At 63.4% G+C, this 15,024-nt stretch carries 12 protein-coding genes; all 12 read left to right on the top strand.

The window, feature by feature from the left end:
• The first annotated feature begins 33 nt into the window (after positions 1–33).
• Entirely contained in the window at positions 34–321 is a 288-nt protein-coding gene (ftsL, locus tag EAO39_RS20385) for a cell division protein FtsL (RefSeq protein WP_120971516.1), read from the top strand.
• Entirely contained in the window at positions 318–2,066 is a 1,749-nt protein-coding gene (locus EAO39_RS20380) for a penicillin-binding protein 2 (protein WP_120971515.1), read from the top strand. The genes ftsL and EAO39_RS20380 overlap by 4 nt, the downstream gene beginning before the upstream one ends.
• Positions 2,063–3,580 (top strand): UDP-N-acetylmuramoyl-L-alanyl-D-glutamate--2,6-diaminopimelate ligase, encoded by a 1,518-nt coding sequence (locus EAO39_RS20375; protein WP_120971514.1) that lies wholly within the window; start codon positions 2,063–2,065, stop codon positions 3,578–3,580. Before EAO39_RS20380 ends, EAO39_RS20375 begins: the two co-directional genes overlap by 4 nt.
• A complete protein-coding gene (gene murF / locus EAO39_RS20370; protein ID WP_120971513.1) occupies positions 3,577–4,995 on the top strand; it encodes a UDP-N-acetylmuramoyl-tripeptide--D-alanyl-D-alanine ligase in 1,419 nt (472 codons plus the stop codon). Before EAO39_RS20375 ends, murF begins: the two co-directional genes overlap by 4 nt.
• Entirely contained in the window at positions 4,986–6,164 is a 1,179-nt protein-coding gene (mraY, locus tag EAO39_RS20365; RefSeq protein WP_120971512.1) for a phospho-N-acetylmuramoyl-pentapeptide-transferase, read from the top strand. Before murF ends, mraY begins: the two co-directional genes overlap by 10 nt.
• Positions 6,165–6,169: 5 nt before the next feature.
• Positions 6,170–8,050 (top strand): UDP-N-acetylmuramoyl-L-alanine--D-glutamate ligase, encoded by a 1,881-nt coding sequence (murD, locus tag EAO39_RS20360; RefSeq protein WP_120971511.1) that lies wholly within the window; start codon positions 6,170–6,172, stop codon positions 8,048–8,050.
• On the top strand, positions 8,047–9,318 hold the full coding sequence (ftsW, locus tag EAO39_RS20355; protein ID WP_120971510.1) for a putative lipid II flippase FtsW: 1,272 nt from the start codon (positions 8,047–8,049) through the stop codon (positions 9,316–9,318). The genes murD and ftsW overlap by 4 nt, the downstream gene beginning before the upstream one ends.
• The gene (murG, locus tag EAO39_RS20350; protein WP_120971509.1) at positions 9,315–10,400 is read left to right on the top strand and encodes an undecaprenyldiphospho-muramoylpentapeptide beta-N-acetylglucosaminyltransferase; all 1,086 of its coding nucleotides are present in this window, start codon (positions 9,315–9,317) and stop codon (positions 10,398–10,400) included. The genes ftsW and murG overlap by 4 nt, the downstream gene beginning before the upstream one ends.
• Entirely contained in the window at positions 10,397–11,830 is a 1,434-nt protein-coding gene (gene murC / locus EAO39_RS20345; RefSeq protein WP_120971508.1) for a UDP-N-acetylmuramate--L-alanine ligase, read from the top strand. The genes murG and murC overlap by 4 nt, the downstream gene beginning before the upstream one ends.
• A complete protein-coding gene (locus EAO39_RS20340; protein ID WP_120971507.1) occupies positions 11,827–12,801 on the top strand; it encodes a D-alanine--D-alanine ligase in 975 nt (324 codons plus the stop codon). The genes murC and EAO39_RS20340 overlap by 4 nt, the downstream gene beginning before the upstream one ends.
• On the top strand, positions 12,798–13,604 hold the full coding sequence (locus EAO39_RS20335) for a cell division protein FtsQ/DivIB (protein ID WP_120971506.1): 807 nt from the start codon (positions 12,798–12,800) through the stop codon (positions 13,602–13,604). Before EAO39_RS20340 ends, EAO39_RS20335 begins: the two co-directional genes overlap by 4 nt.
• 79 nt (positions 13,605–13,683) lie before the next feature.
• Positions 13,684–14,913 carry a cell division protein FtsA gene (gene ftsA, locus EAO39_RS20330; protein ID WP_120971505.1) on the top strand — a complete coding sequence of 410 codons (1,230 nt, stop codon included), beginning with the start codon at positions 13,684–13,686 and terminating at the stop codon, positions 14,911–14,913.
• The last annotated feature ends 111 nt before the right edge of the window (positions 14,914–15,024 follow it).

Genomic DNA, 15,024 nt, shown 5'->3' with positions numbered 1-15,024 from the left:
GGCCCCCAAGCTCACACCACAGGAAGGGCTGCCATGCTGCGCCTGAACCTGTTGCTGCTCGTGACCGTGATGGCCAGCGCCATCTTTCTGGTGCAAACCCAGTATGAGTCGCGCAAGCTGTTCACCGAGCTGGACCGTGCCGAAGCCGAGGCGCGCCGCCTGGCCACGGACCAGCTGCGCCTGCAGGTGGAAAAGCGTGCCCAGGCCACGCCTCAGCGTATAGAGACGCTGGCGCGCGAGAAGCTGCAGATGAAGCCCGCTTCGCCGGGCATCTCGCAATACGTGAAGGATGGTCTGGCCAGTGCGGGAGCGGTGCGATGACACGCAGCGTGCTCTACACCACCAGCCCTTTGCTGGCGTCCAAGACGCCGCTTTGGCGCAGCAAGATGATTGTGGCCATGCTTGCCCTGGGCTTTGTGGGCCTGGGCGCTCGCGCGGCCTATGTGCAGGTGTTTGGCAATGACTTCTTCAAGCGCCAGGGCCTGGTGCGCTTTGCGCGCACGCTGGAGCTGCCCGCCAATCGCGGCCGCCTGCTGGATCGCAACGGACTGATTCTGGCCTCCAGCGTTCCCGCCGCCAGCATCTGGGCGATTCCCGAAGACGTGGATTTGAACGACCCCGAGATCAAGCAAAAGCTGCAGCAAGCGGCCAAGCTGATGGACGTGCCGCTGGCCACGCTGATAGACAAGCTGGATGACGAGGACAAGACTTTTGTCTGGATCAAGCGTCAGCTGGACTGGGAAGTGGGTCAGAAGATTGTGGCGCTCAACATCAAGGGCATCTACAACCGCAAGGAATACAAGCGCCAGTACCCCGAAGGCGAGTCTGCCGCCCACATCGTGGGCTTTACCAATGTGGAAGACCACGGCCAGGAAGGCATGGAGCTGGGCTTCGACAAGGAGCTGGCCGGCAAGCCCGGTTCGCGCCGCGTGATCAAGGACCGTTTGGGCCGCGTGGTGGAAGGCGTGGGCGAGGAAGTGCCGCCGCAGGACGGGCAGGACATCCAGCTGTCTGTGGACAGCAAGATCCAGTACTACGCCTACCAGAAGCTCAAGCAGCAGGTCGAGACCTTCAAGGCCAAGGCCGGCAGCGTGGTGGTCATGGATGCGCATACCGGCGAATTGCTGGCCCTGGCCAACTATCCCAGTTACGACCCCGGTCATCGCAAGAATCTGACCGGCGAGCAGCTGCGCAACCGCGCGCTGACCGACACGTTCGAGCCGGGCTCGACCATGAAGCCTTTGACCATCGCCACGGCGCTGGAGCTCAAGCGCGTCAAGCCCTCGACCATCATCGATACCGCACCCGGCCGCTATACCGTGACTGGCTCCACCATTACCGACACGCACAACTACGGCGCGCTGTCGGTCGAAGGCGTGATCCAGAAGTCCAGCAACGTGGGTGCGACCAAGGTGGCGCAAAAGCTGTCGCCTCAGGAAATGTGGGAATTCTTCAGCGCCGTGGGTTTCGGCCAGAAGCCGCAGATCCAGTTCCCCGGTGCAGTTTCCGGGCGTTTGCGTGCCTGGAAGACCTGGAAGCCTATCGAGCAAGCCACCATGTCCTACGGCTACGGCCTGTCGGCGTCGCTGTTCCAGATGGCGCGCTCCTATACCGTGTTCTCCAATGACGGCAACATCATTCCAGGCACCATCCTGAAGGTCAACGAACCTCCGGTGGGCGTGCGCGTGTTCTCGGCCGAGAACGCCGCCGAGGTGCGCCACATGCTGTGGCTGGCTGCCGGCCCCGGTGGTACCGGGCAAAAGGCGCAGGCAGAGGGCTACACCATTGGTGGCAAGTCGGGTACGGCCCGTAAACAGGTGGGCAAGAACTATGCCGCCGGCAAATACCGCGCCTGGTTCACCGGCATGGCTCCCATAGACAAGCCGCGCATCATCGTCGCCGTCATGGTGGATGAACCCACGGTGGGGTCCTACTACGGCGGTACCGTTGCCGGTCCCGTCTTTGCCGATGTGGTGCAGCAGTCGCTGCGATTAATGGGCGTTCAGCCCGACAAGGAAGTCAAGCCTCAGATTGTGGCCGCCCCGGCTGAGGAGCCTGTGCTATGAGTACTTCCCAACATTTCCCCATTCAACATCTGAACACGGCTGCTGACGCCGTGGCCTGGCTGCGCGCACGCGTACCGGGTGATCTGCAGACCGACAGCCGCAAGGTCAAGACTGGCGATGCCTTCATTGCCTGGCCCGGCGCGGCCACCGATGGTCGGGCCTTTGTGGCTCGCGCGCTGGAGCAGGGTGCGGCTGCCGTGCTGGTCGAGGCGCAAGGTCTGGAAGCTTTTGCGCTGCAAGGCGACAGGATTGCCGCTTTGCCGGGACTCAAGGCCGCCACCGGCCCGATTGCCGACCAGTGGTTTGTCCATCCCAGCGGCGAGCTGGATGTGCTGGCCGTGACCGGCACCAACGGCAAGACGACGACCGCCTGGTGGCTGGCTTACGCACTATCCAAAGTGAAGCTGAAAGCGCGCATGGGTTGTGCGCTGGTAGGCACTTTGGGTGTGGGTGTTCCGCCGGATCTGGAATATACGGGGCTGACCACGCCCGATCCCGTGCGCCTGCAGCGGGCCTTCCGTGAGTATGCCGATGCCGGGCTGGCAGCCTGTGCCATCGAAGCCTCGTCCATAGGTATCGTCGAGCACCGCATGGACGGCACGAAGATCCGCGTGGCCTTGTTCACCAATTTCACGCAAGACCATCTGGACTACCACGGCAGCATGGATGCCTATTGGCAAGCCAAGGCCCAGCTGTTTTCCTGGCCCGGCTTGCAGGCGGCAGTGATCAATATCGATGACGCGCATGGCGCCAGGCTCTGGGCCAAGCTGCAGGCAGGGGCGCTGGATGTCTGGAGTGTTTCCATTCAAGGCCCGGCCCGCCTGCAGGCCAAGGACATCCGCCTGGGCGAGCAAGGTCTGTGCTTTACGGTGCTGGAAGCCGGCCACAGCCTGCGCATGAATACGCGCCTGGTCGGCCAGTACAACGTTTCCAATCTGCTGGGCGTGCTGGCAGCCTTGCGCAGCCTGGGTCTGAGTCTGGATGAGGCCGTGGCTGCCTGTGCCGATCTGGAGCCCGTGCCCGGTCGCATGCAGCAAATCGTGCAGGCCGATCAGCCGCTGGTGGCTGTGGATTATGCCCATACGCCCGATGCGCTGGAAAAAGCCCTGCGCGCCTTGCAACCTGCGGCTCAGCAACGCGGCGGCAAGCTGTGGTGCGTGTTTGGCTGTGGCGGCGACCGCGACAACACCAAGCGTCCGCTCATGGGACAGGCTGCCCAAACCTATGCCGACTGCGTGCTCGTCACCAGTGACAACCCGCGCAGCGAAGTGCCTGACCGCATCATCGACCAGATTCTGGCCGGCATGCAGCCGGGTGAAAACCTGCATGTCCAGGCCGACCGCGCGGCGGCCATTGCCCAGGCGCTTGCCCATGCCGATGCACGCGATGTGGTGCTGATTGCTGGCAAGGGACATGAGGATTATCAGGAGACGAATGGCGTGCGCCAGCCGTTCTCCGACATGGCTCAGGCGCAGCTGGCGCTTGCAGCCCGCGAAGGAAAGAAACGGTCATGATGACCTTGGCAAAAGCGCTGGAGCTGATCCAGACGCATATCCCCGCAGCCCGTTTGATCGGTGACGGTCAGACCGTGCTTGCGCGGGTGCACACCGATACCCGTACGCTGCAGCCCGGCGACCTGTTTGTGGCCTTGAAGGGCGAGCGTTTTGACGCCCACAGCTTTCTGCCTCAGGCGCAAGCGGCTGGCGCTGCCGCCGCCATTGCCAGCCATGGGCTGAGCGAAGCAGGCATCAGCGGCATCGAAGTGCCGGACACCTTGCTGGCCCTGGGCGCACTGGCCCGTGCCTGGCGCGCCCAGTTCGATCTGCCTTTGATTGCCGTGACCGGCAGCAATGGCAAGACCACGGTGACGCAGATGGTTGCTTCCATACTGCGCACCCATGCTGGTGAGGCCGCTCTGGCCACCCGCGGCAACTTCAACAACTCCATTGGCATGCCGCTGAACCTGCTGCGCATGAGCGGCGAGCACCGCATTGCCGTGCTGGAGATGGGCATGAACCACCCCGGCGAAATTGCCGAGCTGGCCGCTATCGGCCAGCCCACGGTGGCCTTGGTGAACAACGCCCAGCGCGAGCACCAGGAGTTCATGCACACGGTGGAAGCCGTGGCGCGTGAGAACGGTTCGGTGCTGAGCTTTCTGCCCCAGAACGGCACGGCCATCTTTCCTGCCGGTGATACCTACACCGCGCTATGGACCGAGCTGGCGGCAGGCCGCCCCAGCCTGATGTTTGGGCAAGCCGAAGACGGTGCCCAGGTGTTTGCCAGCGATGTGGTCTGGAGCAACGGTGCCTGGGCTTTCGAGCTGCATACGCCGCAAGGCAAGGCTGGCGTGCAGCTGCATATCGCCGGTCGCCACAACGTGCGCAATGCCCTGGCCGCAGCGGCCTGTGCCCATGCGGCCGGTGTGCCGCTGGCGGCCATTGCACAGGGGCTGACGGCGTTCGAGCCGGTGACGGGTCGCTCGCGTGCGCTGTCGGTAACGGTTGGCGGCAAGAGCGTGACCGTGGTGGACGACAGCTATAACGCCAACCCCGATTCCGTGGCTGCCGCCATCGAGGTGCTCAGCGAGCTGCCGGCGCCGCAATTGCTGGTGCTGGGCGATATGGGCGAGGTGGGCGACAACGGCCCGCAGTTCCATGCCGAAGCCGGTGCGCTGGCGCAGCAACAAGGCATTCACCAGTTCTTTGCTCTGGGTGAGCAAAGCGCTTTCGCCGTGGCCGCCTTTGGCGCCGGGGCTACTCATTTCGATAGCATGCAGGCGCTTCAAGAGGCTGTGTGCAAGGTATTGCCCCAGGTGGGCAGCGTGTTGGTCAAAGGTTCGCGGTTCATGAAGATGGAGCAAGTGGTGCAGGCGATCGAAGCCTGCGCAAGCAAGGTGCAGGGCAACTCCAAGGAGGCCGCATGCTGCTGATGCTTGCCCAATGGCTGCAAGGCCTGTCGCCCGAATTCGGCTTTCTGCGCGTCTTCCAGTACCTGACGCTGCGTGCCGTGATGGCCGCCGTCACCGCCTTGCTGCTGGGCCTGTTCATAGGCCCCAAGGCCATACGCATGCTGACCGCGCTCAAGATCGGTCAGCCCGTGCGCGGCTACGCCATGGAAACCCATCTGGCCAAGAACGGCACGCCCACCATGGGCGGGGTGCTGATTCTGTTTTCCATCGCCGTCTCCACCTTGCTGTGGTTCGACCTGTCCAACCGCTTTGTCTGGATCGTGCTGCTGGTCACCCTGGGCTTTGGTGCCATTGGCTGGGTAGATGACTGGCGCAAAGTGGTCAACAAAGACCCCGAAGGCATGCGCTCGGGCGAGAAGTACTTCTGGCAGTCGGTGATCGGCCTGCTGGCGGCGCTGTATCTGGTGTTCTGCATTTCCGAGAACAGCAATGCCCAGGTGTTCGAGCTGTTCATCTCCTGGATTCAGTCGGGCTTTTCCATGGATCTGCCGCCCAAGGCCGGTCTGATTGTTCCCTTCTTCAAGGAAGTCAACTATCCGCTGGGCGTGCTGGGCTTTGTGATCATGACCTACCTCGTGATCGTGGGCGCCAGCAACGCTGTCAATCTGACCGACGGGCTGGACGGCCTGGCCATCATGCCCGTCATCATGGTGGGCACGGCACTGGGCATTTTTGCCTATGTGACCGGCAACACCACTTACGCCAAATACCTGCTGTTCCCCAGCATTCCCGGCTCCGGCGAGTTGATGGTGTTCTGCGGTGCCATGGCCGGTGCCGGTCTGGCCTTCCTCTGGTTCAATGCCCACCCGGCGCAGGTGTTCATGGGCGACGTGGGCGCGCTGGCTCTGGGCGCGGCCCTGGGCACGATTGCCGTGATCGTGCGCCAGGAAATCGTGCTGGCCGTGATGGGCGGCATCTTTGTGGCCGAGGCCGTGTCCGTGATGCTGCAGGTGACTTACTTCAAGTACACCAAGAAGCGCTATGGCGAAGGCCGCCGCCTCTTGAAGATGGCACCGCTGCACCACCACTTTGAAAAGAGCGGCTGGAAGGAAACCCAGGTGGTGACCCGCTTCTGGATCATCACCATGCTGCTGTGCCTGCTGGGCCTGTCCACCCTGAAGCTGAGGTAGTCGCCATGCAAGACGAAGACTTCAAGACCCAGGATCAGGCGCTGCAGGACACGCCAGTGGATGCTATGCAATTGCAAGCATCAACCGCTGATGATGTGGCGGTTGCAGAGCAAGAAATTCCTGAAATTCAGGTGATTGATGCGCAAGCTGCTTCTGAAAGCGTAGCGCCTGCCGCAACCACTCCTGAAACCATTCCCGATATCTCCACGCTGACGGCCGCCCGGGATGCCGAGGCTTTTGTGGCCCAGATCTTTGCCGATCCCAGCGTCTCCGACGCGGCCGATGTCGAGGTGACCACGGCGGTGGAAGAAGCGGCCGAGCCCGTGGTGGAGTTGCCACCAGTGCCCCAGCTCTGGCCGCAGGCTGCCCAGCAACATCTGCAGGGCCAGCGCGTGCTGATTCTGGGCCTGGGCATTTCCGGCATCGCCATGGCACGCTGGTGCGTGCGTGCCGGTGCCGAGGTGACCGTGGCCGACACCCGTGAAGCGCCGCCGCATCTGACGACCTTGCAGGCCGAGTTGCCGGGCGTGCGCTTTGTGGCCGGCAACTTTGGCGCCGATCTGGTCGACGGCCAGAGCCTGAGCGCTGTCTACCGCTCGCCGGGCCTGAGCCCTGCCAGCGTGGCCGCCGTGTTCAATGCCGCGCGCAGCATCGGTCTGCCCGTGGGCGGCGAGCTGGATTTGTTCGCCATGGCGCTCAAGGGCTTGAAAGAGGCCCATGGCTACGCGCCCAAGGTGCTGGGCATTACCGGCACCAATGGCAAGACCACGGTGACTTCGCTGACCGGTCAGCTGCTCGAGCATGCCGGCATCAGCGTGGGCGTGGCGGGGAATATCGGCCCGACGCTGCTCGATACGCTGGCCTCGCGCATTGATGGCGAGAGCCTGCCCCAAGCCTGGGTGCTGGAGCTGTCCAGCTTTCAGCTCGACGACTGCCATGGTTTCGAACCCACGGCCGGTGCCGTGCTCAATATCTCGCAAGACCATCTGGACTGGCATGGCAGCCTGCAGGCTTATGCCGATGCCAAGGCCCGCATCTTTGGCGAGCAGGGCCTGATGGTGCTGAATCGCGAAGACGCCATGGTGATGGCCATGCTGGCTGCGCCGGTGGCGATTCCCGGCAAGCGCGGCAAGACTTTCCAGCGCGCCCATGTCACCTTTGGTGGCGACATGCCGCGCCGCCCCGGCGACTTTGGCCTGGAAGTGGTCAACGGCATGACCTGGCTGGTGCGCGCCCACGAGGCCGACGAGACCTCCAAGGGCAAGCATGTGGACGATCTGCACATTCAGCGCCTGATGCCTGCGGATGCGCTGCGCATTCGCGGTCGTCACAACGCCATCAACGCGCTGTCGGCCCTGGCTCTGGCCACGGCCACCGGCTGCACGCTGGCTCCGCTGCTGTTCGGCCTGCGTGAATACCGGGGCGAGCCCCACCGCGTCCAGCCTCTGGGCCGGGTCAGCGATGTGGAGTATTTCGACGACAGCAAGGGCACGAATGTGGGAGCCACGGTCGCGGCTCTCATGGGCCTGGGGCCGGACCACCGCATCGTGGTGATTCTTGGCGGCCTGGGCAAGGGCCAGGATTTTGCGCCGCTGGCTGCACCGGTATCGCGCTATGTGCGTGCCGCCGTGCTGATAGGCCAGGATGCGCCGCTGATCCGCGAAGCGCTGGCCGATTGCGGCGTCACGCTGCAGGACGCCACCACCATGGCCGATGCGGTGCAAAAGTGCGCCCAGCTGGCTCATGCCAATGACGCCGTGCTGCTCTCGCCCGCCTGCGCCAGCATGGACATGTTCAAGGACTATGCCGATCGCGCCCACCAGTTTGTGGATGCGGTGCGCAATCTGGCACTGGATGCCGGCCAGCAACTGGAGGAGGGCGCATGACAGCCGCAGCCCTGACCAGCATCACCAGCCGCGTGCGCTCATGGTTTACGAGCGCCGTGGACAAGCCCATTGACGTGCTGCCCGTGCGCGTGGGCGGGCCGCAATACGACCGTCCCACTCAAACCCCGGCCAGTGTGCTGGGTCTGGATCTGGCTTTGATCTGGGTGGTGATCGGCCTGCTGGCCTGGAGTCTGGTCATGGTGTATTCGGCATCGATTGCGATGCCGGACAACCCGCGCTTCGGCAAGATCGAGCCCTATCACTTCCTGCTGCGCCATACGATGTCCATAGGCATGGCGTTCGTGGCGGCCTTGCTGGCCTTTCAGGTGCCGATTGCCATCTGGGAGAAAGTGGCGCGCAAGCTGTTTCTGTTATCCATTTTCCTGCTGGTGCTGGTGCTGATACCGCATGTGGGAACGGTGGTCAACGGCGCGCGACGCTGGCTGTCGCTGGGCATCATGAACTTCCAGCCCTCGGAGCTGGCCAAGTTCGCGACGCTGATCTATGCCGCCGACTACATGGTGCGCAAGATGGAGGTCAAGGAGCGCTTCTTCCGTGCCGTGCTGCCCATGGGGCTGGCGGTGCTGGTGGTGGGTGTGCTGCTACTGGCCGAGCCCGACATGGGCGCCTTCATGGTGATCGTGGTGATCTCCATGGGCATTCTGTTTCTGGGCGGCGTGAACGCCCGCATGTTCTTCATCATCGCCTTGCTGGTGGTGCTGGCCTTTGTGATGATCATCGCCACCTCCGAGTGGCGCCGCGAACGCATTTTTGCCTATCTCGATCCCTGGGACGAAAAGCATGCGCTGGGCAAGGGCTACCAGCTCTCGCACGCGCTGATTGCCATTGGGCGGGGCGAGATCTTTGGCGTGGGTCTGGGCCGCAGCGTGGAAAAGCTGCACTGGCTGCCCGAAGCGCATACCGACTTCTTGCTGGCCGTGATCGGTGAAGAGTTCGGCCTGGTAGGCGTGCTCCTGATTGCCGTGACTTTTCTGTGGCTGACCCGCCGCATCATGCTCATCGGCCGCCGCGCGATTGCACTTGACCGGGTGTTTGCCGGTCTGGTGGCCGAGGGCATTGCCATCTGGATGGGCTTTCAGGCCTTTATCAACATGGGCGTTAATTTGGGCGCCTTGCCAACCAAAGGCCTGACTCTGCCGTTAATGAGTTTTGGCGGTTCCGCCATTTTGATGAATTTGATAGCGATAGCCGTGGTGCTCAGAGTCGATTACGAAAACAAGCTGCTGATGAAGGGAGGTCACGCATGAGCCTCCCCATCTCGAAAAACAAGCAACGCACCGCCCTGGTAATGGCGGGCGGAACGGGCGGCCATATCTTCCCCGGTCTGGCCGTGGCGCAGGAGCTGCGCGCGCGCGGCTGGAATGTGCACTGGCTGGGTGCGCCGGGCTCCATGGAGTCGCGCATCGTGCCGCCCCACGGCTTTGTGCTGGAAACCATTGAGTTCGGCGGTGTGCGCGGCAAGGGTGCCAAGACGCTGGTGCAACTGCCGTTCAAGCTGCTCAAGGCTTTCTCGCAAGCCCGTGGCGTGATGCGCCGCGTGCAGCCCGATGTGGTCATTGGCCTGGGCGGTTACCTCACGGTGCCCGGCGGGCTGATGGCGGCCATGGCCGGCAAGCCCGTGGTCTTGCACGAACAAAACTCCGTGGCCGGCATGGCCAACAAGGTGGTGGCTGCCGTGGCCAAGCGCGTGTTCACGGCCTTCCCTCAGGTATTTGCCAAGGGCGAATGGGTGGGCAATCCGCTGCGCAAGGCTTTTATCGCTCAGCCGACGCCGGCAGAGCGCTTTGCCGGTCGCTCCGGTCCGCTCAAGCTGTTGGTGGTGGGCGGCAGCCTGGGCGCCAGGGCCTTGAACGACATCGTGCCGCAGGCGCTGGCCCTGATTCCTGCGGGTCTTCGCCCTACGGTGACCCATCAAAGCGGCGCCGCCCAGATTGATGCGCTGCGCGCCAACTACGCCGCTGCCGGCGTGGCCGCCGAGCTGACGCCTTTTATCGAGGAAACGGCCCAGGCCTTTGCCGATGCAGACATTATCGTCTGCCGTGCCGGGGCCAGCACCGTGACCGAGATCGCTGCCGTGGGTGCGGCGGCGATTTATGTTCCCTTCCCGGCCGCGGTGGATGACCACCAGACGACCAATGCGCGCTTTCTTGTCGACCAAGGTGCTGGCTGGCTGATGCCGCAAAGCACGCTGACTGCACAAGGGATGGCTGAAATGCTACAAAATATGCAGCGTGCGACGCTGCTGGAGCGCGCAGAACAAGCTAAAAAAATGCAAAAAATCCATGCCACTGAACAAGTGGTCGCCGCTTGTGAGGAGTTGGCCGCATGAAACACGCCATTCATCACATTCACTTCGTCGGTATTGGCGGCGCCGGAATGAGCGGCATTGCCGAAGTCTTGCACAACCTGGGCTACGTGATTTCGGGCTCGGATCTGTCCGATAGCGCCACGCTGCGCCGCCTGGCCAGCCTGGGCATCAAGACCTTTGTGGGCCACGCTGCCGAGAATGTGGCCGGCGTCGAAGCCGTGGTCACGTCCACGGCCGTGCAGGCCGACAACCCCGAGGTCATCGCCGCCCGCGAGAAAAAGATTCCCGTCGTGCCCCGCGCGCTGATGCTGGCCGAGCTGATGCGCTTCAAGCAGGGCATTGCGATTGCCGGCGCCCACGGCAAGACCACCACCACCAGCCTGGTCACCAGCGTGCTGGCCGAGGCGGGGCTGGACCCCACTTTCGTGATCGGCGGCAAGCTCAACAGCGCCGGCGCCAATGCCAAGCTGGGCCAGGGCGACTACATCGTGGTCGAGGCCGACGAGTCCGATGCCTCCTTCCTGAACCTGTTGCCGGTGATGGCCGTGGTCACGAACATCGACGCCGACCACATGGAAACCTACGGCCATGACTTCGGCCGTCTCAAGGGCGCTTTCGTCGATTTTCTGCACCGCATGCCTTTTTATGGCCGTGCCATCGTCTGCATAGACAGCCCGGCCGTGCGCGAGATCCTGCCCCAGGTGGCGCGTCCCGTGACCACTTACGGTTTTGCCGAAGATGCCCAGGTGCGCGCCGTCAATGTGCGCGCCGAAGCCGGCCGCATGCGCTTTACCGTGCGTCGCCAGAACGGCCAGAGCTACCCCGATATCGAAGTCGTGCTGAGCCTGCCCGGCGAGCACAACGTGCTCAACGCCCTGTCGGCCGTGGCTGTGGCCATGGAGCTGGAAATCTCGGACGAAGCCCTGCTGCGTGCTCTCGATGGTTTCAAGGGCGTGGGCCGCCGCTTTCAGCGCTACGGCGATCTGCCTGCCAGCAATGGCGGCACCTTCACCGTCATCGACGACTACGGCCACCACCCGGTGGAAATGGCTGCCACCCTGGCTGCGGCCCGTGGTGCCTTCCCCGGTCAGCGCCTGGTGCTGGCCTTTCAGCCGCACCGCTACAGCCGCACGCGCGACTGTTTTGAAGATTTTGTGAAAGTCATAGGTAGCGCGGATTCCGTGCTGCTGGGCGAGGTGTATGCCGCCGGCGAAACGCCCATCGTGGCCGCTGACGGCCGCTCCTTGGCACGCGCTCTGCGTGTGGCCGGCAAGGTGGAGCCGGTGTTTGTGGAAAACATTGCCGATCTGCCAGCCGCCATCGCGGCCAATGCGCTCGGCGGTGATGTGTTGCTGTGCATGGGTGCGGGCTCCATTGGTGCCGTGCCCGGAAAGTTGGTTGAGATGCTTCAAAAAAATGAGCTGGACGCGCAGCAAGGGAGCGCGCAATGAGCACATTCGGTACCAGTATTGATGTCAAGGCCCTGGGCAAGGTGGCCGTGCTCATGGGCGGTCGCTCGTCCGAGCGCGAAGTCTCGCTGATGTCCGGCACCGGCGTGCTGGCGGCGTTGCAGTCCAAGGGTGTGGATGCCCACAAGTTCGACCCGGCAGAGCAGGGGCTGGACCAGCTCAAGGCGCAAGGCTTTGACCGCTGCTTTATCGCCTTGCACGGCCGCTTTGGCGAAGACGGCACGGTGCAGGGTGCGCTGGAGTTGCTGGGGATCCCCTACACCGGTTCTGGCGTCATGGCTTCCAGCATTGCCATGGACAAGATCATGACCAAGCGCATCTGGCGCTTTGAGGGTCTGTCCACGCCCGACTGGCGCATGGTCGCCAGCGCCGAAGACACGCTGGCCGCGTTTCAGGCTCTGGGTGCGCCCATGATCGTCAAGCCGGCACGCGATGGCTCCAGCATGGGCCTGACCAAGGTGATGACGGCCGATCAATGCGCCCAGGCCTATGCGCTGGCGGCCCAATACGACGCCGAAGTGCTGTGCGAGGAATTCATTGCCGGCGACGAGACCACCTGCCCGGTGATTGGTAGCGGTGCTGCTGCCCATGCCTTGCCCGTGATCCGCATCGTGGCGCCCGAAGGCAATTACGACTATCAGAACAAGTACTTCACGGACACCACCCAGTACCACTGCCCCAGCGGACTGCCCGAGCAAGAAGAAAAAGCCATTCAGGAACTGGTGGAAAAGTCCTTTCGCACCCTGGGCTGCCGGGGCTGGGCGCGTGCCGACATCATGATCCGCGCCAGCGATCGCAAGCCTTTCTTGCTGGAGATCAATACCTCGCCGGGCATGACCGGGCATTCTCTCGTCCCCATGGCTGCGCGTGCCACCGGCGTGAGCTATGAAAACCTGTGCCTGGGCCTGTTGGCCAGCAGCGCACTGGACGACGGAGAAGCGGAGCACGTATGAATCGCAGCCAGCCCTCAGCCGTTCCCTTTGACGTCAGACTCATGAATATCACCGCCACGGTGCTGTTCATGGGTTGTCTGGCGTTGCTGGTGGCTGCGCTGGGCTGGTGGCTGATGCGAACGCCGGCTTTCAACATCGGGCGCATCGTGGTCGAGGGTGAGCTGCAGCACAACAACGCCGTGACGTTGCGTGCCAATGTGGCGCCGGTGCTCAAGGGCAACTTCTTTACGGTCAACCTCAAGTCCGCCAAGGAAACCTTCGAGCAAGTGCCGTGGGTGAGGGAGGCGCAGGTGCGCCGCGAGTACCCCAACGGTCTGCGCGTGATCCTCAAGGAGCACACGGCCGAGGCCTTCTGGGGTCCCGAGACCGGCTCGGGTCTGGTGGACAACGCGGGCGAAGTGTTTGAAGCCAATCTGGGCGAGCTCGATCGCGAAGGCCTGCCGCGTCTGCAAGGGCCTGAAGGCTCGGCGCCCCGCATGCTGAAGATGTACCGCCAGATGGTTCCGGCCTTGAAGCCGCTGGATGTAAGCGTGGATGGCCTGGTGCTCAACGCGCGCGGCAGCTGGCAGATGACGCTGGACAACGGCGCGGCCCTGGAGCTTGGCGGCGGCACGCATGAAGACGTGATGCAGCGCGTGCAGCGCTTTGTGCGCACGCTGCCGCAGATCACCTCCCAGTACCGGCGCACGGCCGAAGCGCTGGAGTCCGCCGATTTGCGTTACGAAGAAGGCTATGCCTTGCGTCTCAAGGGTGTGACCACGGGCTCCGGTCCCGCTGCGGCTGCAGCGCGGGCGCGGCGCTGACAGGAGTCGGGGGCGCAGATGCAAGGCAGTCAACAGACAGACAAAGACAAGACAGAACCTACCGGGGGCGGATGCTGATATGGCAAGAGAATACAAGGATGTGATCGTTGGACTGGACATCGGCACGGCCAAGGTGATGGCGGTGGTGGCCGAGGTCGGGTACAACGGCGAGCTCAAGCTGGCAGGGCTGGGCGTGGCTCCCAGCAACGGCTTGAAGCGCGGCGTGGTGGTCAATATCGATGCCACGGTGCAAAGCATTCAGCAGGCTTTGAAGGAAGCCGAGCTGATGGCCGACTGCAAGATCCAGCGCGTATGCACAGGCATCACGGGCAGTCACATCCGTGGTCTCAACTCCAGCGGCATGGTGGCCATCAAGGACAAGGAAGTCTCGCCCACCGATCTGGCCCGCGTGATGGAAACCGCCAAGGCCATCAACATCTCGTCCGACCAGCGTCTGCTGCTGGTGGAGGCCCAGGAATTCGTGATCGACGGCCAGGAGGTGCGCGAGCCTATCGGCATGAGCGGCATCCGTCTGGAAGCCAAGATTCATATCGTGACCGGTGCGCAGAGCGCGGCCGAGAACATCATCAAATGCGTGCGCCGCTGCGGCCTGGAAGTGGAGCAGCTGCTGCTCAACCCCCTGGCGTCGGCGCAGGCCGTGCTGACCGATGACGAGCGCGAGCTGGGCGTGGCCGTGGTCGATATCGGTGCCGGCGCCACCGACGTGGCCATCTTCACCGGCGGCGCGATTCGCCACACGGCCGTGATCCCGATTGCCGGCGACCTGATCACCAGCGATATCGCCATGGCGCTGCGCACGCCGACCAAGGATGCTGAAGACATCAAGGTTGAAAGCGGCTATGCCAAGCAGCTGCTGGCCGACCCTGATGCCCAGGTGGAAGTGCCGGGCCTGGGCGACCGCAGCCCCCGCATGATCAGCAAGCAGGCGCTGGCCGGCGTGATCGAGCCCCGCGTCGAGGAAATCTTCTCGCTGGTGCAGCAGGTGATTCGCGAGTCCGGCTACGAGGAAGTGCTGTCCTCGGGCATCGTGCTGACCGGCGGCAGTGCCGTCATGCCCGGAATGATCGAACTGGGCGAGGACATCTTCCTCAAGCCCGTTCGCCGCGGCATTCCCAAGTATTCAAGTGCGCTGGCCGACATGGTCGCCCAGCCACGTGCCGCCACCGTCATGGGCCTGCTGGAAGAAGCACGCCTGGCGCGCTTGCGCGGTTTCAAGGTAGCCCAGAAAAGCGGAACCATGAAGACCGCTTTCGGCCGGTTCAAGGACTTCATCGTGGGGAACTTCTGATATGCGCAGCCATCGCTTGTTTATCACCGGTCCGCCCCAGATGGACTTTTCGCGTTTTCGGCGACGAAGACGACGAACACCTGACGAATCAATGATTGTTTTTCCACAGCA

Origin of the sequence: Comamonas sp. lk (assembly GCF_900564145.1) — a bacterium.
Taxonomy (GTDB): Bacteria; Pseudomonadota; Gammaproteobacteria; order Burkholderiales; family Burkholderiaceae_C; genus Comamonas.
The sequence above is the reverse complement of the archived record's forward strand: the minus strand, read 5'-3'. Positions and strand labels throughout refer to the sequence as shown.

What these genes read in the sequence shown, in the direction of transcription:
- murC (WP_120971508.1), top strand. Translation starts at nt 10,397, where the DNA reads ATGAAACACGCCATTCATCACATTCACTTCGTCGGTATTGGCGGCGCC.
- ftsA (WP_120971505.1), top strand. Translation starts at nt 13,684, where the DNA reads ATGGCAAGAGAATACAAGGATGTGATCGTTGGACTGGACATCGGCACG.
- ftsL (WP_120971516.1), top strand. Translation starts at nt 34, where the DNA reads ATGCTGCGCCTGAACCTGTTGCTGCTCGTGACCGTGATGGCCAGCGCC.
- murD (WP_120971511.1), top strand. Translation starts at nt 6,170, where the DNA reads ATGCAAGACGAAGACTTCAAGACCCAGGATCAGGCGCTGCAGGACACG.
- EAO39_RS20375 (WP_120971514.1), top strand. Translation starts at nt 2,063, where the DNA reads ATGAGTACTTCCCAACATTTCCCCATTCAACATCTGAACACGGCTGCT.
- mraY (WP_120971512.1), top strand. Translation starts at nt 4,986, where the DNA reads ATGCTGCTGATGCTTGCCCAATGGCTGCAAGGCCTGTCGCCCGAATTC.
- murF (WP_120971513.1), top strand. Translation starts at nt 3,577, where the DNA reads ATGATGACCTTGGCAAAAGCGCTGGAGCTGATCCAGACGCATATCCCC.
- EAO39_RS20340 (WP_120971507.1), top strand. Translation starts at nt 11,827, where the DNA reads ATGAGCACATTCGGTACCAGTATTGATGTCAAGGCCCTGGGCAAGGTG.
- ftsW (WP_120971510.1), top strand. Translation starts at nt 8,047, where the DNA reads ATGACAGCCGCAGCCCTGACCAGCATCACCAGCCGCGTGCGCTCATGG.
- EAO39_RS20335 (WP_120971506.1), top strand. Translation starts at nt 12,798, where the DNA reads ATGAATCGCAGCCAGCCCTCAGCCGTTCCCTTTGACGTCAGACTCATG.
- EAO39_RS20380 (WP_120971515.1), top strand. Translation starts at nt 318, where the DNA reads ATGACACGCAGCGTGCTCTACACCACCAGCCCTTTGCTGGCGTCCAAG.
- murG (WP_120971509.1), top strand. Translation starts at nt 9,315, where the DNA reads ATGAGCCTCCCCATCTCGAAAAACAAGCAACGCACCGCCCTGGTAATG.